This is a genomic window from Arthrobacter sp. 05T444, from assembly GCF_056395905.1.
Genome location: NZ_JBFTKK010000014.1, coordinates 107,349 through 126,474, shown reverse-complemented (window position 1 = coordinate 126,474; position 19,126 = coordinate 107,349). Strand labels below are relative to the sequence as shown.

The following is a 19,126-nucleotide window of genomic DNA, read 5'->3' as shown; positions in this document are numbered from 1 at the left end:
AACCAGCGCACCCCCCGGTTTCGACAAGCTCAACCAGCCACCGGCTTCGACAAGCTCAACCAGCGGTCAGCCGGTGACGGAGAGGTTTACCAAGGTGCCGCCGTCGCCTTCAGCGAGCAGGCCGACGGCGGTGCTTGAGCCTGCGGGAAACACCTGGTCAGTGATCGTGGCCAGGCCGCCCTGGGCGAAGACCTCCACGGAGCAGCGGTCCAGAAAGATCCTGAGCCGCAGCCGGCCGTCCTCCAGGGGAACGGCCACCCTTTCCACGGACGGGAACGTCTCGTGGAAGCCCACGTTGCCGGACGCCGTCCGGTCCAGTGTGAGCTCCCCCGCGACGGAGTCATAAGCGAGCACCGTGCGCTCCCCGCCGCTGGCCCCGGCACCAAAATCCCCGCCGGCTCGCAGCACGAGGCCCGTCCGGCCGGCCGCGCCGGGTTCAAACTCGGCGTCGATGCGCAGTACTTCGCCGGACGCCTCGGCCGGAAGCCAGGTCACGCCCTCGGGTAGCCGCCGCCGGTCCAAGGCGAACAGTTCCATCCCGGCGGCAGCAAACGGGTCCACGGCGGCCTGCACCAGCGCAGGACGCCCGCCACGGGAGACCAGCCGTACTTCGCGGACCAGGGACATGGCGCTGCGCCAGCCGTCCGAAGGCGTTGACGCCCCGTACTGCCAGTTGTTCATCCAGCCGACCATGAGCCGGCGGCCGGCGGGCACGTTGCTGAAGGACACCGCCGCGTAGTAGTCCCGGCCCCAGTCCAGCCAGCCGTACTCCGCCATCCGGCTTCCATCCGGCTGCAGGCCCTCGGTGACGGTGGTCTTGGAACGGAACTCCACGCCGTCGAACGTTCCGATGAAGTACTGGCCGCCGGAACCGCCGGCGATTCCGCCGGGGCTCAGGTTAACCACGAGCACCCAGCGGGTGTTCTGCGCATCGCCGTCCACCGGCAGTTCAAACAGGTCCGGGCATTCCCACACGCCGTCTGTGGCATTGGCCGGCCCGAAACTGCTGAGGTATTCCCAGGACTTCAGGTCTGCCGACTTGTACAGGACCACTTCCCGGTCCAGGGCTTCGACGGCCACCATCACCCAGTAGCTCCCGGCGTCGCCGTCGTACCAGAAAACTTTCGGGTCGCGGAAGTCGGCGGATGCGCGGTCCAGCACCGGGTTGCCGTCGTACTTGGTCCAGGTTGCGCCGTCGTCCGTGCTGTAGGCGAGGGACTGTGCCTGCCGGCCGGCCAAGGGCGAGGCGGGCGCGTAGGCACTGGTGTAGATGGCTACGAGCGGCGGAACTCCGCCGGCGCCGAAGCCGCTGGTGTTGTGCACGTCCACCACAGCTGAGCCGGAGAAGATGGCCTCCTCGTCGTCACAGGCAATGGCGACGGGCTGTTCTTCCCAGTTCAGGAGGTCAGCCGAGGTGGCATGGCCCCAGGACATGTTGCCCCAGACATCGCCGTGCGGGTTGTGCTGGTAGAAGAGGTGGTAGGTGCCGTTGGAGTAGACCAGTCCGTTGGGATCGTTCAGCCAGTTGCGTTCCGCGGCGTAGTGCCACTTCGGCCGGAACCGGCAGTCGAGCTGGGTAATTGTGTTCATGGGGATATCTGTCTTTCGCACTGGGAGCCGGCCGTGGTCAGCCCTTGACGCCGCTGGAGGCGATGCTGTTGATGAAGGAGCGCTGGAACGCGATGAACATGATCACCACGGGAATAGTGATCAGGGACGCGTACGCCATCACTTCGCCCCAGGAGACGTTGAGCTGGAAGAAGTACTGGATGCCGATCATCACGGGGCGCAGCTCCTCGGACTGGACCACCATGAGCGGCCACAGGTAGGAGTTCCAGGCGGGCAGGAAGGTCAGGATGGCAACGGTGGCGGTGGCCGGTCCGGCGAGCGGCATGACCACCTGGCGGTAGATCTTGAACCAGCCGGCGCCGTCGATTCTGGCTGCCTCGTCCAGTTCCTTCGGGATGGATTCGAAGTACTGGTGGTACAGGTAGATGGAGAACGCGTTGGCAATGAACGGAATGATCTGCACCTGGTAGGTGTCCAGCCAGCCCTTCGAGATCTCCAGGCTGAACCCGTTGAGCTCAAAGTACGGCAGCTGGTTCACCCACCACACCAAGGGCAGCGCCAGCGTCTGGAAGGGCACGATGAGGGTGGCGAGGATGGCGGTGAAGACCACGCGCTTGCCGCGCACCTGCATGCGGGACAGCGCGAAGGCGCAGAGGCTGTTGATGAAGATGCCCAGCACTACGGTGATGGTGGAGACACCGATGGAGTTGATCAGGAAGCGGGCTGCCGGGACGCGGTCGAACACTGCCGTGTAGTTGTCCAGCGAGATGTTTCCTATCGGCAGAAAGGCCGCCACGGACGACATGTCGCCGAAGATCTGCGTGTCCGGCTTCAGTGAGGACACCAGCATGAACACGATGGGGAAAGCGGCGACGGCGGCGAACAGGATCCGTACGGCCATGGCCGCTGCGCTGGTGAGTCGAAGAGCGTTTTTCACGTCAGTCCTTCTCTCGGGTCAGGTAGCGCTGCACCGCGGAGATCAGCAGCACCAGGACGAAGAATACGAGCGAGATTGCCGAGGCGTAGGAGGTTTCCTGCTGCTTGAAGCCGGAACGGACCGCCTCATAGATGATGGTGGTGGTGGAGTCGAGCGGTCCGCCCTGGGTCATGACACTGACCTGGTCAAAGAGACCGAGGGCCTGAATGGTGATGGTCACCAGGACCAGGCTGCGGGTGTGCTTGAGGCCCGGCCAGGTCACGTAGCGGAACTGGTGCCAGCGGCTGGCTCCGTCGAGCTGCGCGGCCTCGTACAGGTCGCCGGAGATGCTCTGCAGCCCGGCGAGCCAGATGATCATGTGGAATCCGGCCGCCTGCCAGATGGACAGAGCGATGATGGCCGGCATGGCGGTGGCCGGATCGTTGAGCCAGTCGGCGCCCTGGATGAGTCCGAAGCTGAAGGTGGACAGCAGCTCGTTGATCAGGCCTTCCTTGCGGTACATGAACAGCCACAGCAGGGACACCACCACCATGGACGTGACCACCGGGAGGAAGTAGATGGTGCGGAAGAAGTTCACGCCGCGGAATTTCTTGTTGATCAGGAGCGCCATGGCCAGGGCGATGCCAGACTGGACGGGGACCACCACAACGGCGAAGTAGCTGACGTTCAGCAAAGCACGCCAGAACGTGGGGTCGCTGAAGAGCCTGGCGAAGTTGTCCGTTCCGACAAACTCCACGGGACGGGGCGAGATGAGGCGGGCATTCGTGAACGCGAGGCCGAAGCCCAGGATCGCGGGAAGGAAGACGAAGGCGAGCAGGAGGACTGCGGCCGGGGTGATCATCCCCCAGCCGCTGAGCTGTTCGCGCAGGTATCCGGGGCGTTTGCGCCGCGGGGTTGGGGACTGGGCCGTTGCGGCCGTGCCGGTGACGGCGGGGCGGCGGCGGGAGGGAAGCTGGGTGGTTGTCATGGGGTCTCCGTTGACAGTGGGTGCCGGTGGTCCGACGACGGCGGCAGGTGCCGGCCGCCGTCGTCGGACCGTTGGGCAGCTGGCTAGCGCTTGTAGCCGCCGTTGGACTTGATGTTGGCGTCAATCGCCTTGACCGCCTTGTCCAGTACGGTCTTGGAGTCGGCGCCGGCCAGGATGTCCTGGACTGCCTTGCCGTACTCGGTGGCGATGAACGGGTAGGCGGGCGTCTCCGGCCGCATGACCGCGAACTTGCGGGAGAATTCCATGAACACCCGGTTGGCGCCGCCCTCGGCAAAGGCCGGAAGGAGCGCGGCGGCCTCATCGGTGGCCGGGATGGTTCCGGTGGCCTTGGCCACTGCGGCCAGGTTTTCCGGCTTCAGGGAGTAGGACAGGTAGTCCATGGCGGCGTCAGCGTTCTTGCAGCCGCTCGTCACACCCCACTGCCACGACGCGCCGCCGATCTTGGGACCGTTGCCCAGGTCCACCGTCGGCATGACCACCAGGTCCTTGCCGAGTGCAGTACGGGCCTTGTCCGCTGCCCAGGAACCGGTGTAGAGAAGGCCGCTCTTGTTGTTCAGGAAGTCCTGGGTGGAATCCTTGCCGCTCTTCTTGGCCATGAAGCCCTGGTCCACGAGGCCGCGGAACCAGTTGGCCCACTCGACGGCTTTGTCCCCGTTGAGGGCGCCGTCCGCGGACTGGAAGCCGTCACGGTTGACCAAATCGCCGCCGAAGGACTGCAGGAGCGGCGAGTAACCGTAGGGCAACCACTCGCCGGCGCCGGCCGTCCCCATGTCCAGGGGGTACTGCCACTTGCCGAGGGCCTTGAGCTTGGTCAGCGCGTCCTGGAACTCTTCCTTGGTCCACGGCTTGTCGATGGTGGCGGCGCGGACTCCGGCGGCCTTAAGGTCCGAGGCGCGGGCAAGCATCGCCAGCGCTACGTCGTAGTACCCCACGGCGTAGGTCTGGCCCTCCCACTTGGCCACGGTGCTGGGCAGGTTCTTGGAGACGTCGGCGGAGAGCTTGAGCGGGGTCAGGTACTGCGCCCAGGCCCAGTTGGGGACGTTCGGGCCGTCGATGTCCACGATGCAGGGCAGCTTGCCGGCGGCAGCCGCGGAGACCACGGAGTCGTTGTAGGACTCCTGCGGGAAGGCCTGGACCTTGATGTTGGCCTTGGCGCCGCTGCTCTTGTTGTAGGAATCGACGATTCCCTGAATGGCCTTGAGCTCGTCGGGGTTGCCGGCGTTGTGGGTCCACATGGTGATTTCATTGGAGCCCTCGGTCGATGCCGAGGCGCTGCCTTTGCCGCAGGCGCCGAGGCTGCCTACGAGTGCCGCCGCGGCTATGCTGGTGGCCAGGACCCGCGTGAATCGCTTGTTCATGATGGTCAATCCTTTGCTGAATTTGTGCGTGGATGATTGCCCGGGGTCCGTCGGGGGCGCGGCCGGTGCAACGGCTGCGTCCCCCTTTTTTTGACGGTTTCCCGGTGGTGGAACTGATGGTTGGTGTGTGTGCCTTGTGGCTTAGCCTGGCGGGGGGCCCACCGACCCCCGCTCAATCAGGGGGCATTCCAACTGCGTCTGGGCCGCCGGCATGCCCGGATTCTCGATGTCGTCCAGGATGCGGTTGACTGCCCAGCGCCCCATGTCATAGTGCGGCAGGGCCACAGTAGTCAGCCCCGGCCACAGTGAGTCCGCGATGAGCTCCAGGTTGTCGATGCCCACAATGGAGACATCTTCCGGGATGCGCAGTCCCAGTGCCGTTGCCGCCTGGTAGGCGCCCATGGCAACCCTGTCACTGAAGCAGAACAGGGCGGTGGGACGGTCCGGCTGGCCGAGCAGCGCCAGCCCGGCTTCCCGGCCGCCTTTGGTGTCGGGCTTCCCGATCACTAAGTGCCGGGAATCGTGTTCCAGCCCGTGCCGGCGCAGGGCGTTGAGGAAGCCTTCCAGCCGGCCGTGGGTTGCCGGGATGTCGTCCACGTTGTTGATCATCCCGATCCGGGTGTGGCCGGCCCGGATGAGGGCGTCGACGGCGGTTTCGGCGGCACCGACCTCGTCGGGGACAATTGACGAGACCGCGGTGTCGCCGGTGACGGCATCAAGCAGCACCGTGGGAAGGCCGTCCAGTTCGGCAGGAACCTGGACACCCTGGTGGTACAGCCTGGCGTAGACCACGCCGTCCACCTGGTGCTGCTGGAGCATCCGGATTTCCCGGGCCTCCAGTTCGCTGTCCAGGCCCGAGTTGACCACCATGACCACGTAGCCGCGTTCGTAGGCGGCGTCCTGCGCTCCGCGGATCATGGCGCCGGCGAAAGGGGTGGTGGTGATCTCGTCACTGACGAGCCCAAGAATCTGGGACCGCTGGTTGCGCAATCCGCTGGCGAGCCGGTTGGGGGCGTAGCCAAGGTCCTTGGCCACGTCCCGGACGTGCTGCTGGGTTTCCGCCTTGACCCGGAAGCTGGTGGCGTCGTTGAGCGCGTGCGACACGGTGGTCACCGAGACCCCGGCGGCTCTCGCCACCTCGCGTATACCAACTTTGGTCGCCATCGACTGTCCTTTGCAAAACGTTTTGTGGGCTTGTGTGACCCACAGTACACAAAACGTTTTGCAAGTGTCAACCCGCGCGGGCCGACATCACCCGGCCGAGGGGATCCGGCCGGATCTGCCGGACGGGCGGTTAGTGGCGTTGCCCGAGGGGTTCAGGCAACGCCGGCTCCGGGAGGTTTGCCCGGGCCCGGGAGGCAAGCGCCGGAGACACGGCCAGAACGATGGCACCGGCCAACGGAATGACCAGCAGCCCGGTACGGAGGCCTGCGGTATCCGCGACTGCCCCGACAACGGGCGGTGAAAGCAGGAATCCGAGCCGCATGAGCCAGCTGATGACGGTCAGTCCGGTTCCCGCCCTGAGCCCGGGCAGTTCGTCAGCGGTGTGCATGGCGGCGGGCACAAGGGTCGCCACCCCGAGGCCCGCCAGTCCGAAGCCGGTGATAGTGCCTGCGACGGATGGAAAGAGCAGGGCCGTGCCCATTCCGGCAGCAGCAACGGTCCCTCCGGCCTGCGCGACAAGCCGCTGACCGAAGCGGTCAACCAGGCGGTCTCCGAACATGCGGCCGATGAACTGCATGCCAGTCAGGGCAACGAAGCCAAGCCCCGCCACTGTCGCGGAAGCTTCGAGGGGGCCGGACAGGTAGACCGCGGCCCAGGAACTGCCCGCGTCTTCCACCAGAGTCCCGGCCGCTGCGATAAGGACAAGCGCCGCGAGAATGAAGTACTTCGCCGGCGCGCCCCGGGCAGCGCGGCGGTTCTGTCCGGGCGCTCCGGCCGCCTCCGGCACTTCGACGGGCTCCGGTCCCGGCAGCAGGTAGCGGTAGCAGGTAAGAGTCAGCGCGCTGAAGACGACCAGCGATACCGCCAGATGCAGGCCCCGCGGGATGTCCAGTCCGGCTGCCGCTGCACCCATGAGGCCGCCCAGGACGGCGCCGATGCTCCAGACTGCGTGGAACGAGTTGAGGATGGACCGGTTGTACAGCCGCTGCACCCGCAACCCGTGCGAATTCTGGGCCACGTCGGTGACGGCGTCCATTGCGCCGGCGACAAACAGCGTTGCCGCAAGGGCCAACCAGGACGGGGCGATCCCCGCGAGCAGGATAGCGACCCCGATCAGCCAGGTGCCCGCCGTCGCGACGCGCGATGATCGGAAGCGGCGCACCAGGACCCCCGACGCCAGGCCGGCAATAATTGCCCCCAACGGAAATGACGCGACGGCGACGCCGAATTGGGCGTTGCTCAGCTGGAGATCGTCGATAATTGCCGGGTAATGGGGCAGCAGGTTGGCGAAGAGCGCGCCATTGGTCAGAAACAGTGCCGCCACGGCGAACCGGGCGCGCTGTAGCCGCTGGGGGGACAGTTGGGGCGCGTCGGCAGGGACAAAAGCTGAACTCATGAGTCGGGTGCAATTCTTTCGACGGCCTCGCGGACCGTTTGTACGGGCATCGGGTTCAGGGCCAGCGCCCGGTGAATGGACAGGCCCTCAATCAGCGCATCGAGCATCCGGGCAGTGTCCGGATCGAAGTGCCGTTCCAGTGCTGCCCGGCTCCGCGCCATCCAGGTGTCGGTCACCAGCCGCAGGTTGGGGCGGCGGGCGGCCAGCGCATACAGCTCGTACGTCAGCAGGATGCTTCGCCGCTCCCCCAGCAGGTCACCGGTGATCAGCCCGACGACGGCCTCCCGCGCCTGCCGGGGACCGTCCGCCGCCGACAGCGCCGCTTCGAAGCCGTCTGCCGTAAGGTCGGCGAGCTTCGTAAAGGCGGCCGCCAGGAGCTCGTCGATGCCCTGAAAGTGGTACGTCATGGAGCCGAGGGGGACGTTTGCGGCCGCCGCGACCTTCCGGTGCGTTGTGCCGGCAACCCCGTTTTCAGCGATGACATCCAGCGTGACGTCAATCAGACGCTCCCGGCGTCCCGGATCATGGCGGCGAGAGCGCGGTTTTTCCGACGGCGGCCCCTGGGGCGCCGTCATAGCTCACGGACCACGCGGGCCGGGTTTCCCAAGGCCACGACGTTGGGCGGCACATCGCGGGTGACCACCGCCCCGGCGCCGATGACGCTGTTTTCACCCACTGTGACCCCAGGCAGGATGATGGCCCCGCCGCCGATCCAGACGTTGTCGCCAATGGTGATCGGCTGGGCCGCTTCGAGCTTGTCCCGCCGGGGCCGGGGTTCCAGCGGATGCGTGGGCGTCAGCAGCTGGACGTTGGGGCCGATCTGGCAGTCCTCGCCGATGGTGATCGGCGCAACGTCCAGGGCTGTGAGGTTGAAGTTGATGAACGTGCCTTTGCCGACCCGGATGTAGGTGCCGTAGTCGACGAACAGCGGCGGCCGGATGTGGGCGCCGTCGGCAAGTTCACCCAAGAGTTCCCTGATGATCGGCTGCGCCGAGTCGATATCGCGGGCATAGGCTGCCTGGTACTCGACGGCCAGGCGGACTGCGCGCTGCTGCCGGGCGGCAATGTTGGGGTCGTCGGAGATGTAGAGGTCCCCTGCCAGCATGCGCTCGTGGTTGGTCCGGGTGTCGCCTGCGAAGTAGTCGGAAGTCATGCGTACAAGCGTACACAGTGCTATGTACATTTGTACACACCGTGTACGCGCCCTTCGAGCCTGTCGGGACCCAGGTTTCGACAAGCTCAACCAGCGCCTGTCGGGACCCAGGTTTCGACAAGCTCAACCAGCGCCTGTCGGGACCCAGGTTTCGACAAGCTCAACCAGCGCAGGCCGGGATCCAGGTTTCGACAAGCTCAGCCAGGGCGAGCCCGTGCCCCCACATGAGTCCGGCCCGGGACCGCCCTTGCGGGCGGCACCGGGCCGGACGTCGAGTGAAGCTGTGCCGCTACCGGCCTGTGGTGAAGCTCCAGGACGTTCCGATGAGCGGGTTTGCCGCAGCATCCTTGATACTCGTGGACAAGACCACCGTGTACCTGGTGTTTGCCGCCAGGGTGACGTTGGGGTTCAGCGTAGCGACCCGCGTCGTGGCGTTGTAGCTGACCGCGTAGCTGACGAGTGCTCCCGTGGCCGCGTTCCGCAGTGCGAACGTTCCGCCGCTGACACCCGTCACTTTCTCACTGATGGTGGCAGTGACGTTGGCCGTCCGGCTCACCCCGGTTGCGTTGACTGCAGGCGTCCTGCCGGTCACCGTCGGCCGCGGGCCGGTGGTGAAGGCCCAGGAGGACGCAGCAAGCGGGTTGCCCGCCAGGTCCGTGATGCCCGCGGTAAGGCCTGCGGTGTGCTTCCTGTCTGCAGCGAGGGTAGCCGTCGGGTTCAGCGTCGCAACCCTGGTGGTGGCGTTCCACGTGACCGGAGCGGCGATGAGCGCTCCTGCCGAGTTCTTCAGGGTGAAGGATGCCGTTCCCAGTCCTGCGATCGCCTCGTTGAAGGTTGCCGTGACGTTGGCGGTCTGGCTGGCCATCAGCGAGTTGGTGGCCGGAGCCTTGGTGGTAACAACGGGGCCCACGGTGTCGACGGTGAGGGCCAGGGATCCGACGGACCGTGTCTCGACGCCGGCCGGGCTGACTTCGCCGGCCGTCACTGTGTGCCGCCCGTTGGCCAGCGCGCGGTTGGACGTGATCGAGTAGCTGCCATTCGCGGCCACTGTTGCCGAGCCGCTGGCCACACCGTCAATGTAGAGGTTGACGCTCGCGGCGTCCGGCAACGCCGCCGCACCCGTGAAGCTTGGGTTGGTGCTGCGCGTGATGTTGTCCGTGTTCAAACGCCCAGTATCGCTGGCGGCCGTCAGGTCAGGTGTGCTCGGCCCCTTTGCCAGGGGTGCCGTGCATTCGGGCCCGGCCGGGCCGCCGAGGGCCGCATACTCGAAAATCGTGACTTCGTTGCCGACCGCGGCGTTGCGTCCCAGCCACATTCCCCGGCTTTCCGAGCTAGTGGGGGATGCAGCGCGGTCTGCGTCGGACACGCCGTCCGTCCCGACGCCGGTGAGGCCCGTCCACGTGGCCGTCCAGGTGGTGACACCCGGGCCGTCGTAGGCGATGGTGCCGTCGTCGCCGGCGACTGAGCTTGCACGGAGTGTCCGGCGCCCGTTGACCACGAAGGACTGGTTGGCGGCCACGACCCTGGCTTCGAGCTGGTCCGCCGGAAGCTGCCCGCCGCCGGGCGCAACAGCGGTGCCCTTCATTACCACGGTGCTGGCGTTGACCTTCGTGGCCGGCTGCGTGACGATGACGTTCCCCACGAAAGTCTGGTCGCCGACGTCGGGCGCTGTCAGAACACGGATCACGTCACCCGAGCGGATGTCCGGAGTGGTACCTTCCCAGCAGCCTCCGCCGGGATGGTTGACTTCCACGATGCCGGCCACGGGCACCAGGTTCGACGCCGTGCCGATGACTGCACCGCCGCGAAGCACCTGGATGGTGGGACGGTCGCCGGCTGCGTACCCTTCGGCGGAGACCATGTCGCGTTCCGGGAAAACAGTAATAATGTGCGCACCCGGGTCACTGATCACGGCTGAACCCGGAACGGCCACGGCCTGCACGGCGAGGACGGCAAGCGCCCCCGCGGTGATTCCCGTTGCCAAGCGCTGACGATTGCGTGCAGAATTCATGGAAAGCTCCCCTCCAAAGGCCCAGACTTCACCTGGCTGAACCCCAGCCCGCCGGTGATGCACATCAGGTCCATGGCCCGATGTGGATGCCAGTATCGGAAAGCGACCCTGCGGAAAACCTAGACAGCGGGGCCCGGGTCCCCCGAATGGGGGTGCCCGGGCCCCGTGCCCTGCTTCGCTACGCGTCCACCAGGTCCTCGTCCACTTCCTCGAACTCCACGGCCGCCACGATTTCCTTGGTCTCCGGGTTGAGCATGAAGGCCTCGTCGTCCTCTTCGATCATGAGGAAGTCGCCGTGGTCCGTGCTGAAGTGCCAGGCCAGGACCGTCTCGCCGTTGTGCTCGTAGTTGGGATCGCCCATGGTGATCTTCTGCAGCGCGTAACCTGCGATGCCGCACAGCTCGCGGATGATGACCTCGAACTCAGGGGCGTTATCCAGTGCTTCCTCCTCGGCTTCGGCACGGCGCTCGTCGAGGTCCGGGATCTGGGCCACGCGCATCGCGATATGGGCGGTGAGCTCGACCTCCGTCAGGACCAGCAGTCCCTCCTGGCCCCGAAGCCAGGCTGCGTTGAGGCCGGTGACGTCCTCGGTTTCCAGCAGCGATTCGAATTCGGCGTCGAGGTCTTCCATGGCCTGGACGGCCTCCGGCAGTTCCCCGTCAGACTCTGCGTCCCATTCGCCGTCCAGGTAGATGTCCGCTTCCTCGTCCGCGAGGGAATCGAAGGCCGCCGCGGCGCGGTTGAACAGCTCCAGGTGGGCTGTGGCGCCCATTCCTTCGAGGCCGTCGCGGACGTAGGTATCCAGCTCTTCACGCTCCGGCGCGGTGAAGACGTACTGTGCAAAGCCGCCGCCCAGTGACTGGGTCACGTAGAAGTCCACGAAGTAGCTGCGCAGGGCGTTGGGCGCGATCTCCCCGGAGTTGAGGAGCTCCTGGTACATCGTGTTCACCACGGAGACGTTGGCGTCAACAATCTCGTCGTTGCTGGCCTCGGTGCCTTCAAGGGTCAAAACGACAGGGTATTCGCTGGAAGTCATGGGAAATCCTCACTGCAGAAAGCCGGTGGTGCTCAGGACCCCTTCAACGTACGCGCCGACACTTGCCCGGCGGTTGAGTGGGAGGTGAACGCCAGGCGAAGTTTCAGGGCACCTCCCGGCTGACTAAGATGGATCAGATAACCTGCAGATTTTTGACCTGCTGAAAGTAGCGCGCACCATGCCATCCAAACCGGACGAGAGTGCGGCACTGGCAATCCAGACCCCCGCGATCAACGACCGCTCCCTCGCGGCCGGACTCGCGTATGCCATGGGCAGCCGCGTGTCCGGGATCTCGTTCGACGCCGTCACGGGGCTGATGCTGGGCAAGGTGCGCGGCGGCGCCGAAGTGCCGTATTCGACCACGGCGAAACTCGTGCGGAGAGCCGCAGGCTGGAGCTGCACGGTGGGTGTCTGCAGCTGTCCCGTCCGCAAGGACTGCAAGCATGTGGCCGCGCTGCTGTTCGCCGCCGAGGACAATCCTGCCATCCGTGTGAAGCTGCTGGCTCCGGCGGAGGTTTCCCGGCTGTCGCGCGAGCCGTCCGGTCCGGAGCTCGCGGACTGGGAACAGGCGCTGAGCCCGCTGATTTCACAACCGGGCATTACCCAGTCCGCCGGCGGCATCCCGCTGGCCCTCCAGTTCGAGGTGGAGGAACCGGCCCCGCATTTCTCCTACACCGGCCGCCGGGATCCGCTCCGCAGCGTCCGCCAGCTCAAGGCCCGCCCGGTGATCATGGGGGCCAAGGGCAAGTGGATCCGTGGCGATGTCTCCTGGAACACGCTCAGCTACCTGAATTTCCGGCGCGAATGCAACGAGGCCCACGTGGAGTGGATGCAGGCCTTCCTCGCTGCCCATACCTCGGCCGCCAGCCGGGTGCACTCGTCGTCCGCCCTGTGGCTGGGGATGAACACCTTTGCCGGCAAGAACCTGTGGAGCCTGCTGGATGAGGCCAAGAAGATCGGCGTGGCCCTGGTCCACAGCCGCGGGCAGGAGCCGGTACGGATCGCAGAAGTGCCTGCCGCCGTCGGCCTTAATCTGAGCCGATACGGCTCAGGCGTGGATGGTGCAGCGGTGGATGTCGCAGCGGCGACTGACAACGCGGCGGCGAATGGCGCCAGGTCCAGGACGCCCGACGGCGGCGGGCTGGAGCTTGCGCCCACCATCACCGTTGAGGGCGCGGAGGTGGATCCGGCATCGGTGGGAACCATCGGCCGCCCGGCGCATGGCATCTTCATAACCTCCGGCGGGGATGCGCTGCCCGGCGTTGCGGCGGACACCCTGATCACCCTGGCGCCGCTCGAAAGCGGCCTGAGCGAAGAACTCCTGACGTTCGTCACGGCCGGGAGCACCCTTCACATCCCAGCCCACGACGAAAGCCGCTTCCTTACAGGGTTCTACCCGAAGCTGAAGCAGACGGCCCGGGTTACGGCGTCGGACGAGTCGGTTGAACTGCCCACCCTGGCCATCCCCACCCTGTCCCTGCTGGCCAATTACGGCGCCGACCACCGCCTCAGGCTGCACTGGGAGTGGCACTACAAGTCCGGAAACCTCGTCACCGCGCAGCCGCTCTGGCGGCACCCGGGTGATCACGGCTACCGGGACGACCCCGCCGAAGCGAGGATCCTTGAGGCCGTGGGTCAGCCATGGGATGTTGTGCCGGCGCTGGGTGAATCCGCCACGGGCGGCTGGGGCACGCCGCGGCTTGCGGGCACCGCCGAACTTAGCGGCCTGGACACGCTGGCCTTCACCGAGGAAGTCCTCCCCCGCCTGCAAAACACCGCAGGCGTCGATGTGGACACATCCGGCGACATCGCAGACTACCGCGAGGCCGAGGAAGCCCCGGTGGTGGCGATTTCGACGAAGGCGACGGACCAGCGGGACTGGTTCGACCTCGGCATCGTGATCACCCTTGAGGGCCAACCTGTGTCCTTCGCGGCGCTGTTCTCGGCGCTGGCGGCCGGGCAGACACGCATGCTGCTCCCCAGCGGTGCGTACTTCTCCCTCGACCTCCCCGAGCTGCACCAGCTGCGGGCGCTGATTGATGAAGCCCGTGCACTGCAGGACAACAAGGACGCCCCGCTGCAGATCAGCCGCTTCCAGGCGGGCCTGTGGGACGAGCTGGCGCAGCTGGGAATCGTGGACGAACAGGCGGCCGCCTGGCGTGAGGCGGTAGGCGGACTGCTTGAGGGCGGAGTGAACGGCCTGCCGCTGCCTGCCACGCTGAACGCCGACCTGCGCCCCTACCAGCTGGAGGGCTACAACTGGCTGACCTTCCTGTACCGGCACGGGCTGGGCGGGGTGCTGGCGGACGACATGGGCCTCGGCAAGACCGTCCAGGCTCTGGCGCTGATGTGCGCCGCCAAGGACCACGCCGCTGCTGGTGCTGCTCCGGTTGAGGACACGGCAACGCCCGACGGCGCCGCGCCCTTCCTGGTGGTGGCGCCCACGAGCGTCGTGGGCAACTGGGAGGCGGAGGCCGCGCGCTTCGCGCCGGGCCTCACCGTGCGGGCCATCGGCGAGACCTTCGCGAAGAACGGGGTGGACCCCGCCGAGGCCATGGCCGGGGCGGACATCATCATCACGTCCTATGCGCTGTTCCGGATCGACTACGACGCTTACGCCTCGCGGCAGTGGGCCGGGCTGGTGCTGGACGAGGCGCAGTTCGTGAAGAACCACCAGTCAAAGGCCTACCAGTGCGCCCGCAAGCTGCCGGCTGCGTTCAAGCTCGCCATCACCGGCACCCCGCTGGAGAACAACCTGATGGAGTTCTGGGCGCTGACATCGATCGTGGCGCCCGGCCTGTTCGCGAGTCCCAAGCGGTTCGCCGAGTACTACCAGAAGCCGGTGGAGAAAAACGGTGACAAGGGGCAGCTGGAGAAGCTCCGCCGTCGGGTCCGCCCCCTGATGATGCGCCGGACGAAAGAGCAGGTCATCCACGACCTGCCGCCCAAGCAGGAGCAGATCCTTGAAGTAGTGCTGAACCCCCGGCACCAGAAGGTCTACCAGACACACCTGCAGCGGGAACGGCAGAAGATCCTGGGCCTGATCGACGACGTCAACAAAAACCGCTTCACCATTTTCCAATCGCTCACACTGCTGCGGCAGCTGAGCCTGGATGCGTCGCTGGTGGACGCGTCGCTGTCCGGTGTGCGGTCCAGCAAGCTGGACGTCCTGTTCGAACAGCTCGAGGACCTGGTGGCCGAAGGCCACCGGGCGCTGATCTTCAGCCAGTTCACGGGTTTCCTCGGGAAGGTCCGTGAGCGCCTCGTCGAGGAGAACATCGAGTTCTGCTATCTCGACGGCGGAACCCGGAACCGCACCGACGTGGTGAACGAGTTCAAGAACGGCGCGGCCCCGGTGTTCCTGATCAGCCTCAAGGCCGGCGGCTTCGGGCTGAACCTGACCGAGGCCGACTACGTGTTCCTGCTGGACCCGTGGTGGAACCCCGCCTCCGAAGCCCAGGCCGTGGACCGCACACACCGCATCGGCCAGGCCAGGAACGTGATGGTCTACCGGCTGGTGGCCAAGGACACCATCGAGGAGAAGGTCATGGCGCTGAAGGCGAAGAAGTCGCAGCTCTTCGCCGACGTGATGGAAGGCGATGCCCTGTCCGGCGGTTCGCTGACCGCTGAGGACCTGGCCGGGCTGTTCAACGACTGACAACCTGCCGGGACGACACGAATCAGGCCGCGGCCGGTGCAGTCCGGGGCGGCAGCGCAGCCAGCTTCATGAGCCGCCGGCCCAGCGCCTTGCCCTTGCCCTTCCACCAGCTGTCCTCATCGTTGTCTGTGTACCACCGGTAGGTCACGACGACCAGCACAAACATCCCGGCAGTGACGTCCGGCCATACGCCGGACGCCGCCGCGATCAGCACCTTGATCGCCGTGACCAGGATCGCCGGCGGCGCCAGCGTCCGGAAGACGGTGTTGGCCACGTAGCGGCGGTGGGAACGGGGCACTGAGAGCACCCGGACCATGTCGAAGCAGGCGCACACGACGACGAGGACCTGCCCCAGTGTCAGAAGGACCGTGCCCGGCAGGGAGGCTGCGAATTGCACCGCCGATGCCAGTCCGGAGCTCATGGCCTGCTCCAGGACGATTCAAGACCGGATGCCGCGGATCCTTGCCGGGACCCGGCCCGCCTGCCCGAAAAGTACATTTCGTTGCCCCCGTCACTGTGACTGTTGCCCTGCCAGACCAATTCAACGACCCGCCGAACGCTTAAGTCACCGTGGGCAGCTACCCGTCTTTTGCGCCGCAACTACCCGGAATTACTCGGCAGTACGCAGGCAGTCCGCAGTCGGCGCCTGGGTGCAGCATCCCCGGAAGCGATGCTTGACCCGCTGCCGGCACGCATGTCATGGTTGCAATTCCGGCACCCAGCGCCTCCGTGCGGCGGTCACGCCACCGCGCAACGTCAGCCGACAGACCAGAACGGACAGACGCATGACGAGACTGTTGATCGCTGGCCCTCCCGGGTCGGGCAAAGGCACCCAGGCGCACCGCCTCAGCGAAAAGTTGGGCATCCCGGAGATCTCCACCGGGGACATGTTCCGAAGCCACCTGAGTGACCAAACGCCTCTGGGCAACCAGGCCAAAAAATATCTCGATGCCGGCGACCTTGTGCCCGACCACATCACTACGGCCATGGTGCGGGAGCGGTTGCAGCAGGACGACACGGGGAATGGCTTCCTGCTCGACGGTTACCCCCGAACCCTGAGCCAGATGGAGAACCTGGACGGCATTCTCGAGAGCAGCGGGAAAACCCTGGACGCTGTTCTGGAAGTCACCGCTGATGACGACGAGATCGTCCGCCGGCTCCTGCTCCGTTCCCGGGCCGAAGGGCGCAGCGATGACACCGAGAGCGTCATCCGTCACCGCCTGCAGCTTTACCGCGAAGAGACCCAGCCCGTCATCGCACGCTACGGCCGACGCGGCATACTGGTCTCCGTCGATGGCACCGCCGACGTCGACCACGTCACCGCCAGCGCGCTGAAGGGGATCGAAACCGTCAAAGCGCGGACGGCCACCTGACAGCCGCGCCGGCGCATTTCTCCAGCCGCGGGCGCTTCACACCGCTTTCCACGCATACCGCCGCTCGGGACGTCCGACGCCGTACTTGAGGGTCACATCCACCAGCCCCTCATCGTTGAGGTACTCCAGGTAGCGCCGCGCACTCACCCGGGAAGTGCCGACCAGGACGGCCAGCTCAGCCGCGGAAACGTCCCCCGTGGCCGCGTGCAGCGCCCGCTCCACCACCTGCAGCGTCTCGGCGCTGCATCCCTTCGGCAGTGGCCGGTCCCCGCGCTCCAGGCCGAATACCCGGTTGACGTCGGCCTGTTCCGCCACATCTTTCGAGGAGGCAAGGCTCTGGTAGGCATTCCGGTAATGCTCCAGGCGTTCCTGCAGGTCCGTCTGGGAGAACGGCTTGATCAGGTAATGCACGATCCCGCCGCGCAGGGCACGCCGCACCGTCTCCACTTCCCGGGCGGCGCTGATGACCAGGACGTCCAGCTCGGGCGCCACCTCCCGCAGGCGGTGCATCAGGTCAAGCCCGTTGATGTCCGGGAGATGGATGTCCAGCAGTACGAGGTCAGGCTGGAGCCTGGTCGTTTCCAGAATCGCCTGGGCCCCGGTATGGGCAACCCCGACGACGGCGAAACCCGGCGTGCGCTGGATGAATCCGGCGTGGACTTTGGCAACCATGAAGTCGTCGTCAACAATCAGGACACTGATCATGGCCGCCCTCCCTTACCCTTGTGACCGATGGGAAAAAGCTCCGCCGTGAAAACTGCGCCGGCGTCGTTGTGTACCGTGAGTCGTCCGCCCCTGCGCTGGCAGACCACCCGCGCAAGCGCGAGGCCGTAGCCGCGGCCGCCGTCGGACGAATTCTTGGTGCTGAATCCCTGCCGGAAGATGTCATCCATGACGTCCGCCGGGACGCCCGGACCGGAGTCCCGCACCACCACCCGCACACCGCCGTCGGCCTCCTCGATGAGCACCTCCGCCTCGGCGTCGAAAGCGGCATTCGTGACTGCATCGAGCGCGTTGTCCACGAGGTTGCCCACCACGGTGGTGAGGTCCCGGGACAGCTCCTCATCCACTCTGCCCAGCCTGGAGTCCGGCGCAAGTTCCAGCGAAACGCCGCGCTCGGCGGCAAGGCTCGACTTCGCGATGAGCAGGGCTGCCAGGGCTGGATCTTCAATCCGGCTGGTCACTTCATCGTTGAGGCGCGTGCGGTTGGACGTCGTGCCGTTCACGAACTGGACGACGGCGTCATACTCGCCGATCTGGATCAGCCCGGAAATCGTATGGAGCTGGTTGGCGAATTCATGCGCCTGCGCGCGGAGGGTGTCCGTGGCCGTCCGCGTCGTGCCAAGCTCCCGTTCGAGGGAGGCCAGTTCCGTCCGGTCGCGCAGCGTGGTCACCGAACCGATGACGCGCCCGTGCGAGCGCATGGGCATCCGGTTCAGCACCAGCAGGTTCTCCCCCACCAAGACCAGGCGGTCCGGACCGGGCTGGTCCTGCGTCAGCACTTCCTTCAGGGCGGGCTGCACCCTCAGGCTGCCAAGACTCTTGCCCACGCAGTCGTCGGGCAGGCCCAGCAGGCGCCGGGCACTGTCATTGACCACAGAGATCCGCTGTTGGGGGTCGAGCGCCACCACTCCCTCCTTGAGTCCGTGGAGCATGGCTTCGCGGTTCTCGACGAGGCCGGTGATCTCATCCGGCTCCATGCCCAGGGTCTGACGCTTGACCCGCCGGGCCAGCAGCAGCGATCCCGCCACGCCCAGGACGCTGGCAACGCCCAGGTAGGTCAGCAGGTTCGGAACGGCATCGCCCAGCCGCTCCAGAACGGACGGGAAGTTCCTGCCGACGGCGGCTATGCCCACCATCTTGCCCCGGTCGTCCAGCACTGGCACGTGAGCCGAGAGCGCTTCCGAGGCCCCGCTCCCCACCAATCCGGTCCAGGCCCGCCCGGACATCACCACGCTGTCGCCGAGCTCCATCTCGCGGCCCTCCTGTGATGGGTCCCAGGACGTCACTACCGTCCTGTCAGCGCGGGCCAGGGTAACCTGCGAGGAACCCGAGATGGTCCGCACCGACTCTGCAACCGAGGGGAGTGCGGACCCGCTGCCCGGCTGGGCGTTTGCCAGCAGGCTGCGGACCGTCGGATTGGCAGCCAGCGTCTCGGCGGCCGACAGCGCACGGCGCCCTTCGATCCGTTCAAAGGTTGCAGCGGACTGCGCCAGCGAGATTGCCACCACCGCCACCAGCACTGCCAGCACAATCAGCAGCTGGAGCCTGAGATACTGCCCCGCGAGGGACATTCCTCGCCGTCGAGTCATGTGCTGCTGTCTTCCTTGTGTTTTCAGGTGGGGCGGGAGGTCTTCACCGCGCCCGCGGTTCCGCGCCGTCTGCATCGCGGTGGGGTGAACTATACCCCACACCGGCCGGCTGATTTTCGCCGGCATGCGAGGCTTCTTCGAGCGCTACCGCGGCTCCGTTTGCGCCCCGTT

At 66.3% G+C, this 19,126-nt stretch carries 15 protein-coding genes; 2 read left to right on the top strand and 13 right to left on the bottom strand.

The features are described 5' to 3' along the window. Positions 1-66: 66 nt before the first annotated feature. From AC1DD3_RS14510 to AC1DD3_RS14465, 10 genes are all read right to left on the bottom strand, one after another. Positions 67-1,590, bottom strand: coding sequence for a glycoside hydrolase family 32 protein (locus AC1DD3_RS14510; protein WP_476881984.1), 1,524 nt, complete (start codon positions 1,588-1,590; stop codon positions 67-69). A 37-nt stretch (positions 1,591-1,627) separates the two neighbouring features. Then, positions 1,628-2,506 carry a carbohydrate ABC transporter permease gene (locus AC1DD3_RS14505; protein ID WP_230119823.1) on the bottom strand — a complete coding sequence of 293 codons (879 nt, stop codon included), beginning with the start codon at positions 2,504-2,506 and terminating at the stop codon, positions 1,628-1,630. 1 nt (position 2,507) lies between these two features. Next, entirely contained in the window at positions 2,508-3,473 is a 966-nt protein-coding gene (locus AC1DD3_RS14500; protein WP_476881983.1) for a carbohydrate ABC transporter permease, read from the bottom strand. Positions 3,474-3,556: 83 nt separating this feature from the next. Further along, positions 3,557-4,852 carry a sugar ABC transporter substrate-binding protein gene (locus AC1DD3_RS14495; protein ID WP_476881982.1) on the bottom strand — a complete coding sequence of 432 codons (1,296 nt, stop codon included), beginning with the start codon at positions 4,850-4,852 and terminating at the stop codon, positions 3,557-3,559. Between the two features lie 141 nt (positions 4,853-4,993). Beyond that, the gene (locus AC1DD3_RS14490; protein WP_230121399.1) at positions 4,994-6,016 is read right to left on the bottom strand and encodes a LacI family DNA-binding transcriptional regulator; all 1,023 of its coding nucleotides are present in this window, start codon (positions 6,014-6,016) and stop codon (positions 4,994-4,996) included. A gap of 130 nt (positions 6,017-6,146) precedes the next feature. Continuing rightward, the gene (locus AC1DD3_RS14485) at positions 6,147-7,412 is read right to left on the bottom strand and encodes an MFS transporter (RefSeq protein ID WP_476881981.1); all 1,266 of its coding nucleotides are present in this window, start codon (positions 7,410-7,412) and stop codon (positions 6,147-6,149) included. Continuing rightward, a complete protein-coding gene (locus AC1DD3_RS14480) occupies positions 7,409-7,987 on the bottom strand; it encodes a TetR/AcrR family transcriptional regulator (RefSeq protein ID WP_230121401.1) in 579 nt (192 codons plus the stop codon). Before AC1DD3_RS14480 ends, AC1DD3_RS14485 begins: the two co-directional genes overlap by 4 nt. Next, positions 7,984-8,565: a sugar O-acetyltransferase gene (locus tag AC1DD3_RS14475; protein WP_476881980.1), complete on the bottom strand. Its 582-nt coding sequence runs from the start codon at positions 8,563-8,565 to the stop codon at positions 7,984-7,986. Before AC1DD3_RS14475 ends, AC1DD3_RS14480 begins: the two co-directional genes overlap by 4 nt. A gap of 289 nt (positions 8,566-8,854) precedes the next feature. Then, positions 8,855-10,576 (bottom strand): Ig-like domain-containing protein, encoded by a 1,722-nt coding sequence (locus AC1DD3_RS14470; RefSeq protein ID WP_476881979.1) that lies wholly within the window; start codon positions 10,574-10,576, stop codon positions 8,855-8,857. Positions 10,577-10,754: 178 nt separating this feature from the next. Beyond that, positions 10,755-11,612: a DMP19 family protein gene (locus AC1DD3_RS14465; RefSeq protein WP_476881978.1), complete on the bottom strand. Its 858-nt coding sequence runs from the start codon at positions 11,610-11,612 to the stop codon at positions 10,755-10,757. A gap of 178 nt (positions 11,613-11,790) precedes the next feature. Here AC1DD3_RS14465 and AC1DD3_RS14460 point away from each other — a divergent pair, with 178 nt between their 5' ends. Then, the gene (locus tag AC1DD3_RS14460) at positions 11,791-15,270 is read left to right on the top strand and encodes a DEAD/DEAH box helicase (RefSeq protein WP_476881977.1); all 3,480 of its coding nucleotides are present in this window, start codon (positions 11,791-11,793) and stop codon (positions 15,268-15,270) included. Between the two features lie 22 nt (positions 15,271-15,292). On the opposite strand, the gene AC1DD3_RS14455 is transcribed toward AC1DD3_RS14460, so the two are convergent. Continuing rightward, on the bottom strand, positions 15,293-15,691 hold the full coding sequence (locus AC1DD3_RS14455; protein ID WP_476876223.1) for a hypothetical protein: 399 nt from the start codon (positions 15,689-15,691) through the stop codon (positions 15,293-15,295). Positions 15,692-16,055: 364 nt separating this feature from the next. Between AC1DD3_RS14455 and AC1DD3_RS14450 the strand changes: the two genes are divergently transcribed. Further along, entirely contained in the window at positions 16,056-16,643 is a 588-nt protein-coding gene (locus AC1DD3_RS14450; protein ID WP_230121349.1) for an adenylate kinase, read from the top strand. Positions 16,644-16,679: 36 nt separating this feature from the next. Here AC1DD3_RS14450 and AC1DD3_RS14445 read toward each other — a convergent pair whose 3' ends face one another. Both AC1DD3_RS14445 and AC1DD3_RS14440 read right to left on the bottom strand, forming a co-directional pair. After that, positions 16,680-17,348 carry a response regulator gene (locus AC1DD3_RS14445; protein WP_230121350.1) on the bottom strand — a complete coding sequence of 223 codons (669 nt, stop codon included), beginning with the start codon at positions 17,346-17,348 and terminating at the stop codon, positions 16,680-16,682. Then, positions 17,345-18,937, bottom strand: coding sequence for a sensor histidine kinase (locus AC1DD3_RS14440; RefSeq protein WP_230121356.1), 1,593 nt, complete (start codon positions 18,935-18,937; stop codon positions 17,345-17,347). Before AC1DD3_RS14440 ends, AC1DD3_RS14445 begins: the two co-directional genes overlap by 4 nt. Positions 18,938-19,126: the final 189 nt, after the last annotated feature.